This is a genomic window from Pedobacter sp. GW822-FHT03F06, from assembly GCF_058801365.1.
The window spans coordinates 117,367-138,719 of sequence record NZ_JBXANE010000006.1; the positions used below are offsets into that span (position 1 = coordinate 117,367).

The window sequence follows — 21,353 nt, forward strand, 5'->3', positions numbered from 1 at the left end:
AAAGGGAAATTAGCTCAGCTGGTTCAGAGCACCTCGTTTACACCGAGGGGGTCGGGGGTTCGAACCCCTCATTTCCCACCAAGCCTTTCAGTACAACTGGAAGGCTTTTTTATAAAACTTTGAATACACCCAAAAAAGGGAAATTAGCTCAGCTGGTTCAGAGCACCTCGTTTACACCGAGGGGGTCGGGGGTTCGAACCCCTCATTTCCCACAACTAAAAGCCTTTCAATTTATTTGAGAGGCTTTTTTTATGCTCTTGAGGAAAATTAGTTCAGCTGGTTTAAGGACTCCTTTATACCGAGAGGGGCGTCCCGATTCGGATCGGGATTATTTCCCACCAAGCCTTTCAATTTATTGAGAGGCTTTTTTGTTGTAAATCAAATTCAAATTACCTGAAATATAAAGACTTCTTAGAATCTTTCTATAATACGGTCGTCATGCTGAATTTATTTCAGCATCTGCTATAAGAACCACCTATTGAGCTCTATAATGCTGAACGCAGTGAAGAATCCCTAATATAGCGCCCTGATCATGTTTGATCCTGAGTATCTTAAAAAGATTCTTCACTGCGTTCAGAATGACAAAAGCTGCTATTTAGGCTCCCACAACTCAATCTTGTTACCCTCTCCATCCATAATATGGATAAATTTCCCATAATCGTAAGTTGCAATCTCATCGAGTATGGTTACGCCGTTTTCTTTGAGTTTCTCAACAAGACCTTCGATATGCTGTACACGATAGTTAATCATGAAATCTTTTTTGGATGGCGAAAAATATTCATCCCCTTTTTTGAACGGACTCCATTGAAGTGATTCGATCTCATCAGGATTATTGAGGTTTCTGGATTCAAAACTTGAGGTGCCCCAGGCGCTCATTTCAAATCCTAGATTTTTAGCATACCAGTCTTTCGTTTCCTGCGGATTATCGGAAAAAAAGAAAATGCCGCCAATTCCGGTCACCTTTGGAGTATTGTCTGCAGCTGAAGTTAAGTTGTCTTTTGGTTCTTCCATATTATTTTTTAGTTAGCTGATTACAAGCACTGTTACAACCTATATCATTCTTGTTGGTCTTTTTATTGATTTCAAGATAGCAGAAAATTACTTCTCCTCAAGTATATTTTTCTCAACAGAAAAGATTGAACACGAGTTTTAAATGGAATATAATTTATGTTTTATTTATTTACCTTATTCAATTATATATCCGAAATTGCCAGCTGAAAAATTGCGGCAGATGTTCGGTAAAGTTATCAGGTTCATTTTTTTTGGAAATTACTTTGTAGGCATTTTGGCTGTTGCCCTAACGCTCGAAGCTACTTTCCAGTTAAGGCTGCCGCTTAACTCTTTAAATTATTACCTGCTATTGTTTCTGGCGCCAACCATCTATTATACCTACGCTTACAATAAGGTTTCAACCAGGCCATCAACAACTAATCCGCGTAACCAGTGGTACTTCAAACATAAACAGTTTATTAACTGGAGTCAGGCTATGCTTTTTATTATTTGTATGTTGTTGGCCATAAACCTGCTTTACCGAAACTTTCAGCATATTATGGCTTTGCCGATCAGTTATTGGGTAGCAATATTAATCATCATTACTGCAGGTGGCTTATATTATGGTTTATTACCCCGGTCTTTCCTCAAATTTAATCTGCGCAATACAGGCTGGTTAAAAGCTTTTGTAATCGGTTTTGTGTGGGCCTGTTGTGCCAATGTGCTGCCGTTGATTATGCTTAAAATTGAAACTGGGGTTGGCTACCATGATTCTGTACTGTGGACCTGGCTATTTATTAAAAACTGGATGTTCTGCACGGTAAACGCAATCATTTTTGATATTAAAGATTACCCAACAGATGCCAATAAACATTTAAGAACATTCGTAGTACGTTATGGCCTGCGCAGAACAATTTTCAGTATCCTGATTCCATTGCTGATTATAGGTTTAGTTTCTTTAGGCATATTTGCCAGTTACAAAGGTTTTGGATTGCCACAGGTTTTATTTAATGTGTTACCTTTTATCCTGACCATTTACGTGGCCTATTCCATGCACCGCAGAAAAAACATTCTCTATTACCTGATGGTAATTGATGGCCTGATCTTATTTAAGGCAATATGCGGAATAATCGGAATGCAGTTTGTGCATTAAGCTAAAAGACCAAAGCATAAAGTCTAAAGCCAATGTTATATTTGAAAAGTTCAATCTTGATACCTGAACCTCGTTACTTGATACTATGCTTAACAACTACGATAAAATAGCCGGTTACTACGATACTTTAAGCCGATTGGTGTTTTTTAAATCGCAGGTTAATGCGCAGATTAATCAACTTGGATATATTCAGGGAAATAGCCATGTATTAATTGTTGGCGGTGGAACCGGATGGATCCTGGAAGAACTCTCGAAGATTTATACAGGTGGATTAAAAATCGTTTACGTAGAAATATCTGCTAAAATGATTGCACTTTCTCAAAAACGAAACTATAAAGACAACCAGGTAGAATTCGTAAATATTGGTATTGAAGATTTTAAAACTGATGTATTATTTGATGTAATTTTAACGCCTTTTCTGTTTGATAACTTTGCGGAACAACGCGCGGTAAAAGTATTCGACCAATTAAACGAGTATTTAAAGAAAGATGGATTATGGCTCCTGGTCGATTTTTCGTTAAATAAAACCAACGGAAATTGGTGGAAATGGTTGTTGCTCAGATCGATGTACGGATTTTTTAAATTATTGGGCATAGTAGAAGCAAATCAGCTTATCGATATGAATCCTTACTTTGTCAATGCCAATTACCTGATTGTTGAGGAACGGCTATATTATGGAGGCTTTATTAAGGCAACAATCTTCCGAAAAATAAAATGACATTTATTTAATGCAATATTGTTGCGTTTAATAATTCCTTTCAGATCTTTGTATTAAAAGATTTAGATATGGATTTTGATGTAATTATAATAGGAGGAAGTTATGCTGGTTTATCTGCCGCATTAACTTTGGGCAGGGCGACCAGGAATGTTTTGGTAATCGACGCTGGTAAGCCATGCAACAGGCAAACCCCACATTCGCATAATTTTTTAACGCACGATGGCGATAAGCCTGCCGATATTGCTAAAGCTGCTAAAGCAGAAGTACTGAAATATCCAACAGTTCGATTTTTAGAGGGGCAAGCGATTTCGGCCAGGCAAATAGATGGAGGTTTTAGCATAAGCTTAGAAAACAGCGAAAATTTTACTGCACGGAAAATATTATTGGCCACAGGTTTAAAAGATGAACTGCCTGATATTAAAGGTTTGGCTGAGTGCTGGGCCATTTCTGCTATACATTGCCCTTATTGCCATGGTTATGAGGTGAAGAATGAAAAAATAGGCTTGTTGATGAACGGCGAGCATGCATTTGAGATGGCAAAAACCCTAAGTCATTGGAATAAAGATTTAACGATTTTATCCAACGGTAAATCGCAGCTAAGCGCGGAGCAGACTGAAAAACTGAAATCCAAATTAATCACCATTATAGAAGATGAAGTTGCTGAACTGCTCCACAATAATGGTTATCTCGAAGATGTTGTTTTTAAAAATGGCGAAAAAATAGCCTTAAAGGCGATATACCTCAAATCGGATGTTGAACAACATGGCAACTTCAACGAACAGCTCGGGTTTGAATTAACAGATTTAAAAACAATAAAAGTAGATGAGCAGCAGCAAAGCACTGCCAAAGGCGTTTATGCCGCAGGAGATTGTGCAACCCTGTTCAGGTCGCTATCTATCATTACAGCTGCCGGAACAATGGCCGCTGTGGTGATGAATAAGGAAATGATTTCTGAAGATTTTTGATCAACCATCGGAAATTTAAAATAAGATTGCACCAACAATTGTTGCAATAAATATCGCTGCTATTACGATTCTATCGGCGGCAATCCATTGCGCTCTTGTAAGTGGTGTAACAATTTTTTTTGCAGTTTCTGCTTTATGCCTGGAAAGCCTGAAAACCGTGGTGTCTAATTTAATAAGCATAGGGATAAGTTTAAAAGGGTTATTTTTCTTAAGACAAATCCCAAGCCAAAAGCCTAAAAAAATGTTGAATTGTTAATAACTTATGCTTTTTTGTTTTTCGACTGATATTTATTCTTTTTTAAATACAATTGGGTGATAAATAGGCGATAAAGCTGTATAGAAAATCAAACAGCTTTATCGCGGCATTTGTATAGTAATGAGTTTATTAGCTATTGCATCGCCTTGTCTTCCTGCGCTTTTAATTTGCTATTCTTTTTACCGTACCAGAAGTAAATGGCTAAGCCAATAATTAACCATACGGCTAACCTCAACCAGGTTTCCCAAGGTAAAAATACCATCATGGCAATGCAGGTTAAAATGCCTAAAATAGGGATTAAGGGTACAAAAGGAACTTTAAATGGACGTTTAGCTTCGGGATTTGTTTTTCTTAAGATCAAGATGCCAACACAAACCATTAAAAAGGCCAATAAGGTACCAATGCTTGTCATTTCGCCAACCACATTCATGGGGACAAATGCCGCAAAAAGTCCGATAAATACACAGAGTATAATGTTCGATTTGTACGGCGTTTTAAATTTAGCATGTACATCAGAAAACATCTTTGGCAATAACCCATCCTTACTAATGGAGTAAAACATTCTCGATTGAGCCATTAAGTCGATTAAAATTACGGAAGTATAACCGATTAAAATAGCTAAAATAATCGCCTGGCTTAACCAGGCGTAAGGTGTTTTTTCGATGGCAATGGCTACCGGGGCACCGCTGTTGGCAAATTCTTTATAATTGGCCAGGCCAGTCATCACATGTCCGAACAAACCGAATAGAACCGTACAAACCACCAACGATCCAATAATACCGATTGGTAAATCGCGGGCAGGATTTTTTGTTTCCTGTGCCGAAGCTGCTACGGCATCGAAGCCGATAAATACAAAAAACACTAAACCTGCACCACGTAAAACACCGCTCCAGCCAAACTGACCAAATGTTCCGGTATTTTCGGGGATGTATGGATGGTAGTTTGCAGGATCGATATATTGCCAGCCCAGCGCAATAAAAACCAATACTACACCAACTTTAAGAAATACAATAATTCCATTTACAATGGCTGAGCCTTTGGTACCGCGGATTAATATGGCCGTCATTAATATCACCACCAATGCTGCGGGAATGTTAATAATGCCATTAACCGTTGAGCCATCTGCAAGTTTAGCGGTTTCGAAAGGAGATAAGGTTAGCTGCGGAGGGAGATAAATATGCAGGCTGGCCAAAAACCTGGTTAAATACTGCGACCAGCTGATGGCTACGGTAGCACAACCCACAGAATATTCCAATACCAGATCCCAGCCTATAATCCAGGCGAAAAGTTCGCCCATGGTGGCATAAGAATAGGTATAAGCACTACCTGCAACCGGAATCATCGAGGCAAACTCTGCATAACACAAAGCTGCAAAACCACAACCCAATGCCGCAATAACAAAAGATAAGGTAACTGCCGGACCGGAGTGATTGGCTGCGGCCAAACCTGTAATGGAAAATAAACCTGCACCAAGCGTTAAGCCAACACCAATTAAAATAAGGTTGATAGGGCCTAAGGTTCTTTTGAGCGTTCCTTCGCCGCTTTCGTTTGCCTCAGCAACAATGCTGGCAATAGATTTTTTCATGAAAATAAGTTAAGACGCTGCAAAATTATCAAAATATATTAAATCTATCGTATTTGTATGCTTAATTTCTGTAAACCTCAAAATTAGATATGTACCGTTTAACTTTAGAGGCCACAAAGCCTTTTTTGAAAATGTACGTGCTGTTTTTCATAGGTACTGTAGTCCCGCCATCGCTTGTAGTCCTCGTTACGCTTTGCTTCACTGTGGGCTACCCGCTCTGTCGGGTTTATTTACAAAGGACTGTTCAGGTATTATTCCAAACCATTAATAGTAGCACTACGCCGCTCCAGCTAAACCTGATAGAACCAAATAGCTCCCGATTTCAAGGCAGGCCAACTTACGAAGTTTAACAGGCACGGGCAGCGCAAACTTCGTAAGTTTAACACAGGTCCAATCGGGACTATAGGTGATAGCAGGACGACATAAACCGAAGCATTACAGGACCTTGCTTTTCTAAAAAGAATTAGAATTTATTCGCTTTTAAGGAATTATTTTCAAAACACAAAATTTTATTTAAAATTATTGACCTGATAATCAGCTATTTGTGAATTTACTTTGATTTATTTTAGTACTATGTATTGCATGGTAGTATATAAAACATATATCTTTGTATTATGATAGCAGAAAATACGCAAACACAAATGCGGAAGGGAATTCTGGAGTACTGTGTTTTATCAATCATCTCCCGGGGCGAAATATATGCTTCGGATATTATTGCCGAATTAAGGACGGCAAAGCTATTGGTGGTTGAGGGTACATTATATCCATTATTAACGAGGCTTAAAAACAACGGTTTGTTAAGCTACAACTGGGTAGAGTCTACCTCAGGTCCACCGCGTAAATATTATACCTTAACCGAAGACGGTCGGGGTATTTTATCACAACTAGATCAAACCTGGCAGGAGCTGGCTTATGCTGTAGGTATTTCACAAAAAGGAGCCAATTCATAAATATTAAAAAGGAAATGGAAAAGACCATCATCATAAACATAGGAAACACGATTATTCATATTGAAGAAAGTGCTTACGAACTCTTAAAGGCCTACCTGAACGAAGTAAAACAGTATTTTGCCAACCATGCAGATGACCTTGAAATTGTAACAGATATCGAAAACCGGATTGCCGAACTGTTAACCGAGCAATTGGAAGAGCAGAAAAAACAAGTGGTAGATTCGGCCAACGTAAATTCGGTGATTGCGCAAATGGGCAAGGTGCAGGATTTTGATACGGTAGAGGAAGGTGAAGAAGCGCCGGTAATCAATAACAACTATCAATACCAGTACACGGAGAAAAAACTGTACCGCGATATGGACGACCGCGTGGTAGCGGGTGTTTGTGCAGGTATCGCACATTATGTAAACGCAGATCCTAAATGGATCAGGTTGGCTACATTACTGATCAGCTTTGCCGGTGGATTTGGGTTGTTAGTGTACGCCATACTCTGGATCATCATGCCAAAGGCCAAATCGCGTATCGAAAGGATGGAAATGAAAGGCGAACCTGCAAATCTTCAGGGTTTCCAAAAGAACTTAGATGAAGAGCTACAGGCCGTTAAGGAACGTTTGGGCGAAGTAAATAAACATGCTCAGCCTATATTTGCCCGTTTAGGGAATTTTATCGGAGAGTTTTTCGAATGGCTTGGCCGGTTTATATCGGGCACCGGAAAGATTATTTTTAAAGTAATTGCGGGTTTCATCGTTGTGTTTGGTGTACTCTTTTTAATTACTTTAATTATAGGTACGGCCGCTTTTCAGGGATTTTGGGATGCCAGTATTTACGAATATTTTCCCTTCTCTATTATTAATGAAGGCAATAGGGGGGCAATTTTATTTGGTGCATTTATTGTTTGCTTTGTACCGGTTTTAGCCCTGGTGTTATTCTCGATCAGGGTAGCTTTTAACAAACAGGCCATTAATAAAACACTTTCTTTCGCTTTGTTAATTATCTGGTTGGCCGGTGTAGCCATAACAGGTTATCAGGCAGCCAAGATTTCGTCAGAATTTAAGCAGCATGCGGAGTTAACACAAACAACTGACTTGAAAGCTTATCCGGTATATACCATCAATATCGATAAAAGTAAATATTTCAGCAAAGAAGATAGCGTGGCTTACCACATTGATGCGAACAACCGCCATCAGATTGTAGTTGATGATTTTGAAGACGGACCTTTTGTTTCACCGAACCATATCCGCATTGATATTAATAAAAGTGAAACTGGTGTTACCCGTTTAACACAGAAGTACGAATCGCAGGGTAAAACTTTTCAAAGTGCCTTGCAAAATGCGCAGAACATTAGCTACAATTATGTAGTGAAAGATGCTGAACTGATTTTTAGTCCGCGGTTTCAATTGAGAAAGGGAACCATTTGGAGAAACCAGGAAGTAAGGTTAAATCTTGAAATTCCGGTGGGTACAAAATTAATTTTAAAGCAGGATGCTTACCGCTATGTTAATAATTACTGGACTTGGGAATGTAACGACAGCGAAAATGATCATAACGATTCCAGCATATGGATTATGACGGATGATGGTTTGAAATGCGTTGCGAAATTAAAAGAAGAGGCGTTAAAAAAGGAAAAGTTAGAGCAGGAGCTACGTGATTTAGACCATTTGAAGCAAGATAAACCTAATGATACCCTTTACCAGGATTCCGTATCAAACCGGATTAAGGAAGTTAAAGAAGAGTTGGGTATAGCACCTGAATAATAGTTCCGTCATTTCGAGGGGGCTAGGCTGGTTCGTCATTACGAGGCACCAAGCAATCTTAATACAATAGCTCACTTTTAGCTATTCAATAATTACAAACCCATAGTTGTAGGATTGCTTCGTGCCTTGCAATGACGGATTTATCTCAGCAATAAAAATATAACGCCTAAAAGAAAAGCCATGAAAACATTATTTACGCTAGTTGCATGCTTAATGGCATGTGGGGCTTCTTTTGCCCAAAAATTAAATAAACTTACAGGGAAAATTGTTGATGAAAAGACTGTTCCCGTATCATTTGCGGTTGTTAGGGTACTGCATTATCCTGATACCACCGTAGTTAAAAGCGTATCGACCAATATTGAAGGCGAGTTTGCAATTGATGAGCTAAAAAGCGGTGAGTATGTATTATCGGTTTCTATAGTGGGTTTTAAAAGTAAAAAGACCAGCCATTTTTCGCTTAATGAAGACTTGAAATTACCTGCCATCACGATCGAAAGCTTAAGCAAACAATTAAAAGAAGTGAGCGTGCAGGGCAAAAAACCTTTTATTGAACACCAGATTGATAAAACGGTATTGAATGTAGAGAATAGCATCACAGCAACTGGCAGCACGGCTTTAGAAGTTTTAGAAAAAGCCCCGGGCGTGCAGATCGACCGCCAAAACGACCAGATTAAACTGAATAATAAAAGCGGTGTGATGGTGATGATCGACGGGAAATCAAATTTCCTATCGGGTGCTGATGTTACCACATTGCTGAGCAATATGAGCAGCGATCAGATTTCTACCATTGAGCTCATCACCAATCCATCTGCTAAATACGATGCCGCCGGAAATGCAGGGATCATCAACATCAAACTAAAACGTAATAAGGCTTATGGCACTAATGGTACAGTTACATTAAACACTGGGCAAGGTATTATGCCGGATTCACCAAGTGATTTGTTCCGTGCGGGTGTAAACCTGAACTTAAACCATAGACAAGGTAAATGGAACATTTTTGGAAATGGTGCTGTGGTACGCAAAGCCCAATTTAACAATACGTTTTTAACCCGCACCACTTTGTCGGAGGGATTGGCAAGTTCGCTTACGCAAAATTTCGACCGCAAAAATAAAGGTGTTGGTTTTCAAGGGAAACTGGGGGCAGATTATTATGCTTCTGATAAAACCATTTTTGGGGTGATGTTGGATGCCAATACAGTAACCACTAAGCTCACCAATTTTAGCAATACCAATATTAATGCGGTACAAAATGGCGCATCAGTTCTGAATTACATTTTACAGGATGCCAATTCGAATTCGCCTGTAGGCAATTTAACAGCCAACTTCAATATCAAACATGATTTTGATAAAAAGGGAAAAAGTATCACTTTCGATATGGATTACTCGGGTTTCAGCAATAAAAAAGATGAAAATTTTCTGGCCAATTATTTAAACAGCAGCGGTAGTTCGACCAGCCAAACTACTTTACGGAACAATACAGATGCGGAGATTAATGTGTATGCCGCCAGAACGGATTTTACCTTACCGATTTCGAAAACCATGAAACTGGAAACCGGTTTAAAAAGCAGCTATGTAGTTACCCATAACGACTTTATTTCAGAACAGTTGATTGAAGGGGTGTGGCAAAATGATCTGGGTAAATCGAACAATTTTGTGTACAAAGAAAATATTAACGCCATTTATGGTAGTTTCGCTAAAGAATGGAAGGTGTGGCAAATTCAGCTGGGCTTAAGGGCGGAGCACACACATTCTAATGGCACTTCTGTAACCGACCAGAAAGAAGTAGACCGGAACTATCTATCTGTTTTTCCAACTGTTTTTGTAAACCAGAAAATCAGTGAAAACCATAACATCCGTTATTCTTATGGCAGAAGGGTAGACCGTCCGAATTACCAACAGCTAAATCCATTTGTATTTTATATGGATCCTTTGGCGGTTGATCAGGGAAATCCTTATCTGAAACCTCAGTTTACTGATAATTACCAGATCAGTTACAGTTATAAACAAGCTTCTTTCTCGCTAAGTTATTCGAATACCCGCGATATGATTACGCAAATTAGTAAACAGGACGATGCTACCCGGGTGATCAGTGTAATCCGCCAGAACTTAGGCCGTTTCCAGAATTACTCTGCCGATTTATATGTTCCTGTTAAGGTTACGAAATGGTGGAATATTCAAAATAATGTTAGTGTTTATTACAGCAAATTTAATGATGGGAATATTGAAGGTGCTGCATACAGTGCAGGAAAGGCTGCGGTAAATGTTTTTACTTCCAATTCCTTTACCTTACCTCAAAACTTTAGTCTCGAAATTAGTGCATGGCTGAACTCCCCACGGGTTTCGGGTGTAGAACAAACCACCATTTATCAGGGCGCCTTAAATGCCGGAATCCAGAAAACTTTGATGGATAAAAAGCTTAAACTACGTTTAAATATGGATGATATTTTACTTACCAACCATTGGGAGGGGAAATTGGTTTATCAGAACATCAATATGAACGTAGTGAACCGCTACACCAGCCGAAGGGCAAATTTCAGCGTCAGCTACAATTTCGGAAACCAGAATGTAAAATCGGCCCGGTCTAGAAATACGGCTACCGATGATATTAAGGGAAGAGCGGGAGGATAGTTTTAGTCCTAAGTCTAGAGTAATCAGTCCAGAGTCCAAAATGTCAGTCTGAGCCTGTCGAAGACCTTTAATTGGTGAAAACAAAAAAACATTTGTCCTTCGACAAGCTCAGGATGACAATTTTTAACAATTACAATTTAATAGTAACATGAAAAATATAATCTACAGTATCGCGATTTTATTTACCGCTTTAGGTTACGGATGCCATAATAGAGGTGGTTATTTATCAATAAGTGCTTCAGATACCAATAGCGATTTTAAATTTGAGGCAAAGTATGCCGAAGATAAAACTGCGAAACTGGAAAAATACCTGGATAGTGCCTTGAATAACGAACTTCCATTAGATCAGAATATCGATCTGTTCGTAAACTTAAATGGCAGCGATAAGTTTAACCTTAAAGCCAAAAAAGGTTGGTTAGTGATCGACTTTGATAAACGGAACAGCTCTTTAGCAGGCTATATGAAAGTGAAAAAGCTTACTGAAGGGATTAAGCAGAAGTTAACGGAATAATCGGGTTTTAACCGCAAAGATCACAGAGAGAAGGTGCAGAGGGCGCAAAGTTGGGCGGTCTGCGACTAGTCTCAGACTGGCAATTTATAAGAAAAAATCTGCGAACGATTTGATCTGTGGGGTATTTAACTATTTAATATCTTATTCCATAGTTTTGATCGTTCCAAATTAAAAGTCCGCCAATGTTTTCAATGTTTAATTTTTCGACATCGTTTATTTCATCAAGACGTTTTTCAAAAGATTTAAGTGTTATTTTAACTTTTTTAACCGCTTTTTTGAGCTCATGTCGGTCAATTGATAGTATACTTTCTCGTGGTGTAGGTTGAAAGGGTTCATCAAATTCGCCAACCGAAAAATCAAATACGATATTGTCGCAATCAAATTTGATCTGTGGGGCAGGGTGTCCTTCATAATAAGTATTTTGTAACGTTGAAAGTCTGTCCCAATAAATGATATCACTTAGGCCTCCGCAACATTGAGGAAAATATTTGTCTTGCCCATCAACATTCAAAACATAACCGCCAAAAAATGTTGCAGACTGTTGTCGTTCATATTTTCCATCTCTCATTTCTTGCGTATGGTCAATGATGAGTTTGGTTAAGTTGTTATCAGTAATTTCTGAGAGCTTATAGAATGGAAAACCGTTTAAATAAGGTGTCAGTTTATCTTTAAAGCCCGCTTTTCGAAAGCATTCTTGATGATAAGCGTTCCAGATTTCAGGATGTTCCCAATAGGGAAATTTGTCTGGTGCCGTTAGTTCCTCATTGTTATATCCGATTTCAATTACTGGTATCAAATCTATGAGCATGGTTGGTAATTTAGTTGACACAAGTTAGGGGTTTTAGTTTACAGTTTTAAATTGACAGTCTACAGTCAACTTTATCCATACCAGTATTCATCAATCGAAACGGTAAGGCCATATGAATATAACAATCGCTATTTAACCTCTCCCAAAAGTTACAGGTCCTCCTCACTAAACCCGACAGCAGCGGAAATCCTTTTTGTTGCCTCTTCCATAGATTCAGGATAACAGTAACAAAAAGATTGTAGCGAATGGCGGGGCTGCGTTGCCCGAAAAGCACAGCACCCATCGTTTCTAAATTCTTTACTATTTCCAGCTGGCCTTTTCAGTTAACCATTAACCCATAAATAAATTCAAATAGTCATAAAAACGCCTTGATATTGTCACGATTACCCCTCATTTGCATAGCGCTTCCGTTGTAACTTTATCATCATCAAATCAATAGGAAATTAGATGAGAAAGATCAGAATAATGGAACACATCTCGCTTGATGGCGTGATGCAGCACGAAAACAGCGAGGATTTCGCACATGGCGGATGGACAACACCTTACCGGAGCCTGGAGGGGTTGGCCGCCGTACTGGAGGCACAGGGCACTAACATTGATCTGCTGCTTGGCCGTAAAACCTACGAAAGCTGGACCCAGTACTGGCCAAAGGCTGGCGATAATCCAATGGCGAACAGTTTAAATAATGGCAAAAAATATGTGGCCACGCATAGGCCCGACAGCCTCGAATGGGGACCGGTTGAAGATTTAGGCACAGATATCGTAACGCGTATTCGCGAACTCAAAGCAACAGCGGGTCCTGATCTGATCGTGTATGGAAGTTCAACAGTGGTAGCTGTGCTGTTAGCGCATGGACTTGTTGACGAGGTTGTGCTGATGGTATACCCGGTATTGTTGGGCACGGGCAAACGTTTCTTTTCGGACACTGCTGATGCGCGCGAACTAGCTTTTGTAAGCACGAAAACTACGTCAACAGGGGTGCAGCTGAATACTTATCGCTATGTTGGGGAGCTGGGAAGTTAATTAGTTTGGAGTTAAGCGTTTGGCGTTTGGGGACTGAAACGTCATTGCGAACAGAAGCCTGTTGGCTTATATTCCTTCAATTCCTTATGTGGTCAAATGTCACTTTTAAGGTGTGTGGTTTGTTAGGCCCTTAAACAAAATCAACCGGGAACTTTCGTCATTCCCAGTTGATTAAGCGATTTCTAACCTTTAGGTTTCGAAATATGCATTGGTGCGATACGGGAAATTAATCTTTCACTAACCTTACCGCGGCGCCTGTGGTCTTACTGTAGTCGGTTACACGCGGTTCGCTGTATTTGTTAAAGTCAAGGTAGTAGGCAAAGCTGTCGCCGCTTGATTTGGTCGTGCTCGACCACCAGTAGCTTAACCATACCCCGTACTTGAAAGATTGGCCGCCACCATATTCATCACCACCAGCACTGCCATTGGTCAATAAATTGAGACCTGATGAGTTATCACCATTTCCGTGCGCAAATTTGTACGAATCTTTTACGTCCCAGCCAGTAGTACCACGCATTTTTTTACCGGCTACCTTTTCTCCACCTAAAGCCGAAATAAGCGTTAAAAATTCACTGCTGCTGGGCACATGCCAACCGGCAGGCGCTAAGCCGCGGCGATCGGTAACTGCATAAAAATTGTACAGCTTACCATATTTTTTTTCATTACTGCTGTCGAAATTAAGGTAACAATAAGCCGGAATTTTTTCCCTGCTTACCTTTTCCCATTCTTTTTGGTTGGCCGCATAATAAATCTGCTCGCCGTTTCTATAGGTGCTCACGTTTAAATTGGTGCTTGTCCATACCTGGTTGCCAATTTTTACCGGCCCTGTAATTTCTGGCGAGGCATTGTACAATTCTTTTAACTGCGCCGCTTGTGCTGCATTACAGCTCCAAACAAAGTTAGTAGGTTGTATGCCGCCGCTTCTTTTTAAACATTCTTTAGTTGCTATTGCATCGGCCTCTTCTTTGGTTTTTGCTATGCCCCAGCCAAATGCGGTGCCCACATTGCCGTTTATGGTGCGGTATGCTGCACAACCTGTACCCGAATAGGTGAGCACAATGCTACAAGATCCACCGCGTTTGTTGCATTCGTCAACCGCTCTCTTCTCAGCTTCTGCCCGGTTTGGCTGATCGAATGAAAAACCATAATAAAAACCATTGGATCGGTCTATAGCCAATGCACCATATTTGGTTTTAACAGGAACAGCCGTTTTGGCTGGCGATTTCTTTACCTGCGCAATTAAATTGGATATCGTAACCAATTGCACAAGCACTGCCATTAATAGTAGTTTGTTTATTTTCATGCTTTATAGTTTGTTTGTTATTGGCAAATTTCCCAATCACCCTACTGGGCGTCAATACCATTTATTGGGTATATTTTGATGAGGGTTTGAGAAGTTAGGAGACGAAGTAGTGAAGTTTGGGGTTCTAAAATCGAGCCGATTCGTCATTGCGAACGGAAGGGTGGATTGGTGAGGGAGCGTGAAGCAATCTGTTTGATAGCTTAGCCATGGGGTGGAAGGATTGAAGTTGTTCTATATTTAATGAAAACACAAGTCGGGCCTTTGCTTAGGCTAGGGCGCTAAGACTTGCGCTAGATAACGAATCAATAAAACAACATAAAACTGAAGTTTGCGTATGGGTTGATCAGTTTTTTTATCCAAGTGAATTAATGACATCGTCAAATTTTTGGTCAAGTAGAAGTTGGTAAAGATCAATTACTTCTTGCCACGAATTTAATTTTGCATTTATGGGCTCCCGTTCTTCGAAGATAACAGCGATAGATAAGTCTTTATTAACTTCGATCACATTCTCATCATTTTTAATAACACTTACCCAAATTGCTCCGTGCTCATCATCCATTTTTTTTAGCTCTTCAATTGCAATTTTAACATCCTCGATGTTTATATTGGAAACTCCGTCCGACCAGGCTCTCTGTAAATAATTTTCAATTTGATCCATCTTTTTTCTTGTCAATTACATTTTCTTCATATGAAATTATTGTTCTATATCCATAGTCGACGGCTATTGAGAGCACTATTCCTCTTCTTCCTGCCACTCGTCGCCAAATATTAGGAGTTTATTTGCTCTTAAATATTCGTATTGGTCTTTTGCTAGATAGATAATGCTTGCTTCCTGCCCGCCTGTATAAAGTTCGTAAAACTGTCCTTTGAGTTTGTTTTCTGTCACTACCGCCTTAATAAAATCGAAAAACTTTGGATCAATCCAATCGTTCTCAATTTTAAATTTTCCGTTGTATAATTTTTCTCCTAGTTTAAATCTGAGTACAACTTCTTTGTTTTTTTCTAAGTCAAAATTGTCTGAAACTTCAGTTGGGTTAAAATCCTGATGCGAAATTTTTTGATATTCTTTTATTAATTCATCATATGGCGCTTCGAGGTTCGCCAACTCCGTATCGAACTGATGTATAATTTCGGGAAAAGCCAAAAGTACATCGTTCAGATTAATATTCTCCTGTTCAGAAACTGTTTCTTTTGCCTTTTCAATTTGGGCAGCTGTTAAATGAGAAAGCAATCCTATTTTCTCATATTCTTCGATTGCTTTAGCTATATTTTTACTGGTTAAAGTGTTCTTAAAACTTTCGTAACTGGGCGAATAATAATCATCTCCACTACGCAATGCGTCTGCCTGTTCTTTGGCTAATGCGATTATTCCAAATACTTTCCAGGTAACGGCATTTCCCTGATCGGCTTTTACTTCGTGTAGCCGGTATGGCGATTGCAGATCTGCCAAAATTTTATTGAAGATTTTATAATATTCTTGTTGGTCTATTTTGTCTCCAAAATATTGGTCTTTAGTTTGGCTGTACAAACGATAAAGACTTTTTTGTTTATACTTCTTGCCGTTCGATTTTAATGAAACAATAAAGTTGTAAAATTTACTTTCATCATCAGATAATGTACTGTCTAGTACAATCTGGAACTGAAAGTCTGTAAAAGCCAGTTCTGGAAAAATGCTTGCTGTTTTTTTATGGATTTGTTCAAGATATTTTTCTGGTTCGTTTGCATAGTCGTGGTCGTTTATAATGACAGCCTTGTTGCAATAATTCAGGAAATCGATAGGGTTTTGCAATTGCCCTTTGTTGATAGCTGAAATAAGCTGGTCGTATTTAACACTTACAATTTCTTTGCTTTTTAGTTTGTTGGCAAATACTTTTAATTTTTCAGGGTTCATATATTCCTGTAAGGCAAGTTGTGCGGTAATAGCCAGCAAGAGCTCGAGGAAGTGTGCAAATTTGTTATTACTGATTTCGGTTCTAAACTGTTGATATTCAATTTTATTAATGATACTACATGATTTCAGTTTTGAAAGGTAAACCGTTAAATCTTTGTTGATTTTTATTTGTTCTTCCGGTTTGATTTTTTCTTCACTAAAGTTCAGGTATGTGCTAAATTCAGAATACTTTTCTCCTTTTAATTTCTTGTATTCGATCTGAAAGAGCGCATATAAATAGCCTGGATTAGATTTTATGTTACTACTCTTGTAAAACTCATCAAATTCTTTTATCTGGGTTTTATCGATCAGATTGTGTGCGATGAGTTTTTCGTAAACATCCATGGTTTGTGCACTGGCTAAATTTGCTGCCAAAATGAGTAGGGTTAATACATTAAAAAGGGTCTTCATATAATTATGCGCAAACTAATTTAAACAACTCTTCTTTTGTCAAATTTTCGATTTGAATGGCGCGAAATCCCTTTAATGAGTAAGTGTATATTTAGAACTGATAAATTGAGCATAAGGGTTAATTTAAATATTATTTCTGTGATTAATTTTTTTTTAATGAGTTTGACGTAAATCTAGCTAAAGCCAATTTTATTTTGTCAATCTTTCAACGTTTTTTCTCCAGGTGTACAGTCCATCGAAAACACCACTGATTAAAAATGTATCAAGAAATTTGGGAAATGAATTTGTTAATGTGATTACGTTTTCTATCCTATCATAAATGTGGTAATCATTTATCGAGTTACTTTCAGTGTAAAGGCGGAGAGAAATAAAGGTAAAATCGTTTTATCCGATCGAGGGTTGAGACGGGCTTGGTTCGGAGTTGGTTCGGACTTCTGACAGCGTTGTTACAATTGTAGCCGAACAAAGCCCGAAGTAAATCAGTAAATATTACCTCCTAACTGTTAACTCTTTAGCGTCGGGAGTGTTCGTGCACAAGGCAGCGTGATGAACGGCTTGTGTATATACGGCATCTAACCCGTTAAGATTTTTAGTGAGATTAATGTATCAAAAGCATAAGCCTTACTGGCGCAGGTCTTAGCGTGCAGGCGCTTGGGGTGATGACTTGTGTATTTACCGTACACAATTCGTTAAGCCATTAGTGAGATTCGCGTATCAATTTATTAAAAGCATTTTAAACGTTTGGCGATATTGTTGATATTATTTTACACTCGTCACATTTAAAATCATACTGATCGTTTAGTTGTGTTTTTAAATTCCATTTCTTGTTGCAACCCGGACAAGGCCTTGTCAGCTGATCTCCTTTATATTTCTTGTAATTATGTAAATAATAAAAAGTTGGAATTGAAGTCAGTTCTTCGATTTTTCTGCAAATTTCAAGTCCTTGCCTGGATAGTTGGGATTTAATTTCTTGCATCTGATTTAGCGCCCAACGTTCTCCAACTTCACAATTCATTTGTAAACTGTCGCAGGAAATATAATTCGTTTCCCAGCTTAAAATTGGCATATAGCCATGATCGTAATAAATTGGTAATCTATAAAGTGGTACTGATTGGTTACAAGTCCCACAAGTTAATGGAGATTCAATGGTGATATAATTTGTAATCAGAATATAGAAGTGAGACTTTTTACATTTGCAAGGAGATTTGTAACTGCCATACGACTTGCCGATAGTTTTATAGCTCAGCCTGGAGTTACACAGATCTTCAATTTTTTTTGTTTGTCTATTTACATAGAAGTTATTGAATTTCTTGTCAAGAGAATTTTTCTCAAGCGTGAAAGGCAAACAAACTATTTTGTCGTTTTTAATATACTGTGATTCTATTCTTCCTTGTGTCTGTCCATTTCCACGATAAAAAGACATTAGTATACCAAATTCATCAATGAGCTCGTCTTTATCCAATTTTGTCTTTATATCAATTGATATTTCTTGAATGTACATGCTGTCTTTGTCTTGCTAATAAGTTGGCAAATTGGTAAATAAATAAAATCAATCGTTCTAAATGATTTTGATACTGGCGATCATATTTTGAACAGATGTTAGTTCCCTTGTATTAATCGGCATTGCCTCCTGTTCCTTATCAATTGAGAATGTGCAGATAAATATATCATTTTGCTTTCCTGTTATCCAATAATAAATAATTTGGTGGTCTCCCTCTTGTTGAAATTCTCTCTTGTAATGCGCGCAGTTGTATTCACCTAAGATAATTTTCTGTGCACCTGTATTTTCCAAAACCTCAGTAGTAATATATTCACTAGCTTTATCCACATTTGAGTCAGTTACATTTGGCCACTGGAAAGTTGTAATCCTAAAATTACCAGTCCATGAGGTTTCCGCTTCATTCCAGAAAGCATCCGTAGAATCTTCCGCATCATCGTATGCTGTCCAACCATTAGTTAGTGTGAAGCTAAACCACCCACTCCTAGAAATATAATTACTCATAGTGTTGTTTATCCTACTTTGTTAAAAGCTAAATTAAGTAAAAAAGGCCCAACATAACTGTAGCTTCAGTATGATCTTATTGGTATAAATAACTTTGGTTAAATCTTTCTAATGTCCCCATCAAATCTTATATTTATTAAACCAGACTTCTTAGCTCAGTTGGTAGAGCAACAGACTCTTAATCTGTGGGTCCAGGGTTCGAACCCCTGAGGGGTCACTTGTGGCGACAAATCTAAAAGAGATGAGTTTGTCTCATTGTTTGCACTGAAATTAAGATTGCTTTCTAAGGTCTTCTGTAGACGAATTGGTCAGTATCTTTTTGATCTCCTGCATGCATGCGGTTAATTGCTTTTGATTACCTTCTGGTATAACCGAAATCATATCACTAATTTGTTGGTTAGATGCGGCATCGAGTTCGTTATAAACTTTTTTGCCTGAGGGTGAGAGTGAAATGAGTATCACTCTTCCATCAGTTTCAGAAGCCTTCCGGGTGATTAACCCGTACTTTTCAAGGTGCCTCATAACCTTGCTTAACTGCCCTTTATCAATTCCAAGCGCAGATACGATCTGTGTTGCGGTAACTTTTTCGCGAGCATGTATTTCATAAAGTATCCGTGCCTCAGTAAGAGAATATTTGCTATTGAGCAAATGATTATTTAGAAGGCCCAGCAATTTTGTGTAATACCGGTTAAAACTTCTGATTTCGTCTACAATTTTTAATTTGTCTTCCATAATAAACTGATTTGGCAATTAATTGAATAAAAGGTCGTATCGGAATTCTCTAAGCGGCTTATCAAAACTATTGGATGTTTTTTCTTCAGTTAATTGAAATCCATACTTCGTATATAAAGATACAGCAGTAAGTTGTTCTTCGGTAGTCCATAAAAACGCATGTTTTATTTCCTTTTCCTTCATAAAAGCAATGAACTGTTGCATCAGGTGTTTGCCTAGCCCCAAACCACGATATTCGGGAAGGAAAATAAAGTATCGGAACTGTAATGCGTCGTTGCGACAATGTGCAATAAGGCAACCCACTATTTTATCGTCGTGTTCGCATATCCAAATCCTATCTTTTTCCTGGTCGTATTCCTTAGCAAAATCTTTCAGGCCGTCGAGCACATATCCTTCGAAACTGAGGCCGTAACCACATTCTTTGGCATATAAGTACCCATGGATATAGGCGATATAGCCTAAGTCTCCCGGATGCAGTGTTGTTCTGATCCTGATGTCTGCAAATGAAATTGGTGTCATAATTATACTTCTATGTGTCATATAGTTGATAAGATCAACTATTGCAAAGTAACTGAATATAGTTGAAATTGTCAACTATATTCTCATTTTTTAAAAAAGAAGAGATTCTTTGGTTTTCGTTTCATCGCTATTATAAATTACGTTCGGGCATAAAAAAACGCCCATACTTTTCGGCATGAGCGTTTTTGTTTGTTTATTACCTTTAATGTTTTACATCAGCAGGGGCATTGGTAGTCGAATCTGCTATAGAATCAGTACTGGCACTGTCAATCACCTTGTTGGTGTCGGTGTATTTATACGTACTATCAGCGTTTTCCTGATCGGCTTTTTTACCACTACATGCTGACAATGCTAAACCAAAGGCGGTTACTAAGATTATTAATTTCGTTTTCATATCAATTGTTATAGGTGTATTTATATAATTCTTTTTAAAAGGCAATTGTTTTGTTAATTGTTAAAAGAGGGATTTTGATTAGCCGGGAGTCGGGTGACCGGGGTCGGAAGTCTGGGCGAATCAACGTTAACATACGTCGATTTTTTTAACCGCAAAGGTCGGGAAGAAGAGCGCGCAAAGGGCGTGGAGAAGTACAAGAGGGGGTAAATTAGTTGAAAAAATACGTCATTGCGAACGGAAGGGTAGGGCTGTTGTGGTGGCGTGAAGCAATCTTTTTAGTTCGTTTTCAAAACTAAAATCTCTCCGTGGCAAACCATCATCCGGTAAAGCCTGCGATTGGTATGTGCTGTTTGTAAACCAAAGCCACGAGGTTTTTTGCTGGCACAAACTAAAGCAACAGGCAAAACCGATTAACTGCATACAGCAACTGGCGGGCTTGGCCGTTGCCTGTAATGCCTATGGTGTACTTGTTTTAAACTATTGCGATGTGAAAAGCATTAAGGTTAACCCACTCGATGAACTTTTTGTAAGCACCTGTTTTAATACCTGCGCAAAGCTAAACATCGAAATTATCGATTATGTAATCTGTAATGCACAAACGCATTATAGTTTTAGGGATGGGTATAGGGATTAAAAAAAATAATATAAATTCGTCATTGCTAGGTACAAAGCAATCTTACAACTTTGGGTTTACAGCCATCGCTTTAAGATTGCTTCGTTC

The 21,353-nt window shown here is 38.6% G+C and carries 21 protein-coding genes and 3 tRNA genes; 12 read left to right on the forward strand and 12 right to left on the reverse strand.

Features of this window, described 5'->3' with window-relative positions; genetic code table 11:
* The first annotated feature begins 3 nt into the window (after window positions 1–3).
* A tRNA-Val gene (locus AC1RJ8_RS11985) sits at window positions 4–81 on the forward strand.
* Between the two features lie 56 nt (window positions 82–137).
* Window positions 138–212 (forward strand) — tRNA-Val (locus tag AC1RJ8_RS11990).
* A 379-nt stretch (window positions 213–591) separates the two neighbouring features.
* On the opposite strand, the gene AC1RJ8_RS11995 is transcribed toward AC1RJ8_RS11990, so the two are convergent.
* The gene (locus AC1RJ8_RS11995) at window positions 592–1,011 is read right to left on the reverse strand and encodes a VOC family protein (RefSeq protein WP_492954147.1); all 420 of its coding nucleotides are present in this window, start codon (window positions 1,009–1,011) and stop codon (window positions 592–594) included.
* Between the two features lie 220 nt (window positions 1,012–1,231).
* On the opposite strand from AC1RJ8_RS11995, the gene AC1RJ8_RS12000 reads away from it, so the two are divergent.
* The 3 genes from AC1RJ8_RS12000 to AC1RJ8_RS12010 all read left to right on the forward strand — a co-directional run bounded on the left by AC1RJ8_RS12000 (window position 1,232) and on the right by AC1RJ8_RS12010 (window position 3,826).
* On the forward strand, window positions 1,232–2,143 hold the full coding sequence (locus AC1RJ8_RS12000) for a UbiA prenyltransferase family protein (protein ID WP_492954146.1): 912 nt from the start codon (window positions 1,232–1,234) through the stop codon (window positions 2,141–2,143).
* 85 nt (window positions 2,144–2,228) lie between these two features.
* Entirely contained in the window at window positions 2,229–2,861 is a 633-nt protein-coding gene (locus tag AC1RJ8_RS12005) for a class I SAM-dependent methyltransferase (protein WP_492954145.1), read from the forward strand.
* A gap of 68 nt (window positions 2,862–2,929) precedes the next feature.
* Window positions 2,930–3,826 carry an NAD(P)/FAD-dependent oxidoreductase gene (locus AC1RJ8_RS12010; protein WP_492954144.1) on the forward strand — a complete coding sequence of 299 codons (897 nt, stop codon included), beginning with the start codon at window positions 2,930–2,932 and terminating at the stop codon, window positions 3,824–3,826.
* Window positions 3,827–3,841: 15 nt separating this feature from the next.
* Here AC1RJ8_RS12010 and AC1RJ8_RS12015 read toward each other — a convergent pair whose 3' ends face one another.
* The gene (locus tag AC1RJ8_RS12015; RefSeq protein ID WP_492954143.1) at window positions 3,842–4,006 is read right to left on the reverse strand and encodes a hypothetical protein; all 165 of its coding nucleotides are present in this window, start codon (window positions 4,004–4,006) and stop codon (window positions 3,842–3,844) included.
* Between the two features lie 209 nt (window positions 4,007–4,215).
* Entirely contained in the window at window positions 4,216–5,667 is a 1,452-nt protein-coding gene (locus tag AC1RJ8_RS12020) for an amino acid permease (RefSeq protein ID WP_492954142.1), read from the reverse strand.
* Window positions 5,668–6,281: 614 nt separating this feature from the next.
* On the opposite strand from AC1RJ8_RS12020, the gene AC1RJ8_RS12025 reads away from it, so the two are divergent.
* The 4 genes from AC1RJ8_RS12025 to AC1RJ8_RS12040 all read left to right on the forward strand — a co-directional run bounded on the left by AC1RJ8_RS12025 (window position 6,282) and on the right by AC1RJ8_RS12040 (window position 11,510).
* Window positions 6,282–6,617, forward strand: a complete 336-nt coding sequence (locus AC1RJ8_RS12025) for a PadR family transcriptional regulator (RefSeq protein ID WP_029275299.1) — start codon at window positions 6,282–6,284, stop codon at window positions 6,615–6,617.
* 14 nt (window positions 6,618–6,631) lie between these two features.
* The gene (locus AC1RJ8_RS12030) at window positions 6,632–8,371 is read left to right on the forward strand and encodes a PspC domain-containing protein (protein WP_492954141.1); all 1,740 of its coding nucleotides are present in this window, start codon (window positions 6,632–6,634) and stop codon (window positions 8,369–8,371) included.
* 180 nt (window positions 8,372–8,551) lie between these two features.
* Complete coding sequence (locus AC1RJ8_RS12035) at window positions 8,552–10,999, forward strand: TonB-dependent receptor domain-containing protein (protein WP_492954140.1); 2,448 nt, start codon at window positions 8,552–8,554, stop codon at window positions 10,997–10,999.
* A gap of 148 nt (window positions 11,000–11,147) precedes the next feature.
* Entirely contained in the window at window positions 11,148–11,510 is a 363-nt protein-coding gene (locus tag AC1RJ8_RS12040) for a hypothetical protein (protein ID WP_492954139.1), read from the forward strand.
* 133 nt (window positions 11,511–11,643) lie between these two features.
* Here the strand turns inward: AC1RJ8_RS12040 and AC1RJ8_RS12045 are convergent, their stop codons facing one another.
* Window positions 11,644–12,339 carry a hypothetical protein gene (locus AC1RJ8_RS12045; RefSeq protein WP_492954138.1) on the reverse strand — a complete coding sequence of 232 codons (696 nt, stop codon included), beginning with the start codon at window positions 12,337–12,339 and terminating at the stop codon, window positions 11,644–11,646.
* A gap of 426 nt (window positions 12,340–12,765) precedes the next feature.
* Here AC1RJ8_RS12045 and AC1RJ8_RS12050 point away from each other — a divergent pair, with 426 nt between their 5' ends.
* Window positions 12,766–13,341: a dihydrofolate reductase family protein gene (locus AC1RJ8_RS12050; RefSeq protein WP_492954137.1), complete on the forward strand. Its 576-nt coding sequence runs from the start codon at window positions 12,766–12,768 to the stop codon at window positions 13,339–13,341.
* A 226-nt stretch (window positions 13,342–13,567) separates the two neighbouring features.
* Here AC1RJ8_RS12050 and AC1RJ8_RS12055 read toward each other — a convergent pair whose 3' ends face one another.
* The 5 genes from AC1RJ8_RS12055 to AC1RJ8_RS12075 all read right to left on the reverse strand — a co-directional run bounded on the left by AC1RJ8_RS12055 (window position 13,568) and on the right by AC1RJ8_RS12075 (window position 18,987).
* Entirely contained in the window at window positions 13,568–14,644 is a 1,077-nt protein-coding gene (locus AC1RJ8_RS12055) for an FISUMP domain-containing protein (protein WP_492954136.1), read from the reverse strand.
* Between the two features lie 352 nt (window positions 14,645–14,996).
* Window positions 14,997–15,302, reverse strand: coding sequence for a hypothetical protein (locus AC1RJ8_RS12060; protein ID WP_492954135.1), 306 nt, complete (start codon window positions 15,300–15,302; stop codon window positions 14,997–14,999).
* A gap of 75 nt (window positions 15,303–15,377) precedes the next feature.
* The gene (locus AC1RJ8_RS12065; RefSeq protein WP_492954134.1) at window positions 15,378–16,985 is read right to left on the reverse strand and encodes a hypothetical protein; all 1,608 of its coding nucleotides are present in this window, start codon (window positions 16,983–16,985) and stop codon (window positions 15,378–15,380) included.
* Window positions 16,986–17,718: 733 nt separating this feature from the next.
* Complete coding sequence (locus AC1RJ8_RS12070; protein ID WP_492954133.1) at window positions 17,719–18,486, reverse strand: DUF2310 family Zn-ribbon-containing protein; 768 nt, start codon at window positions 18,484–18,486, stop codon at window positions 17,719–17,721.
* A gap of 57 nt (window positions 18,487–18,543) precedes the next feature.
* Window positions 18,544–18,987 carry a DUF3805 domain-containing protein gene (locus AC1RJ8_RS12075; RefSeq protein WP_492954132.1) on the reverse strand — a complete coding sequence of 148 codons (444 nt, stop codon included), beginning with the start codon at window positions 18,985–18,987 and terminating at the stop codon, window positions 18,544–18,546.
* A gap of 144 nt (window positions 18,988–19,131) precedes the next feature.
* Between AC1RJ8_RS12075 and AC1RJ8_RS12080 the strand changes: the two genes are divergently transcribed.
* Window positions 19,132–19,204: transfer RNA gene (locus tag AC1RJ8_RS12080), tRNA-Lys, on the forward strand.
* A 53-nt stretch (window positions 19,205–19,257) separates the two neighbouring features.
* Here AC1RJ8_RS12080 and AC1RJ8_RS12085 read toward each other — a convergent pair.
* The 3 genes from AC1RJ8_RS12085 to AC1RJ8_RS12095 form a co-directional block, all read right to left on the reverse strand.
* A complete protein-coding gene (locus AC1RJ8_RS12085; RefSeq protein WP_492954131.1) occupies window positions 19,258–19,719 on the reverse strand; it encodes a MarR family winged helix-turn-helix transcriptional regulator in 462 nt (153 codons plus the stop codon).
* A gap of 18 nt (window positions 19,720–19,737) precedes the next feature.
* Window positions 19,738–20,238, reverse strand: a complete 501-nt coding sequence (locus AC1RJ8_RS12090) for a GNAT family N-acetyltransferase (protein WP_492954130.1) — start codon at window positions 20,236–20,238, stop codon at window positions 19,738–19,740.
* A gap of 202 nt (window positions 20,239–20,440) precedes the next feature.
* Window positions 20,441–20,632, reverse strand: a complete 192-nt coding sequence (locus tag AC1RJ8_RS12095) for a hypothetical protein (protein ID WP_492954129.1) — start codon at window positions 20,630–20,632, stop codon at window positions 20,441–20,443.
* A 343-nt stretch (window positions 20,633–20,975) separates the two neighbouring features.
* Between AC1RJ8_RS12095 and AC1RJ8_RS12100 the strand changes: the two genes are divergently transcribed.
* Window positions 20,976–21,266 carry a hypothetical protein gene (locus tag AC1RJ8_RS12100; protein ID WP_492954128.1) on the forward strand — a complete coding sequence of 97 codons (291 nt, stop codon included), beginning with the start codon at window positions 20,976–20,978 and terminating at the stop codon, window positions 21,264–21,266.
* The last annotated feature ends 87 nt before the right edge of the window (window positions 21,267–21,353 follow it).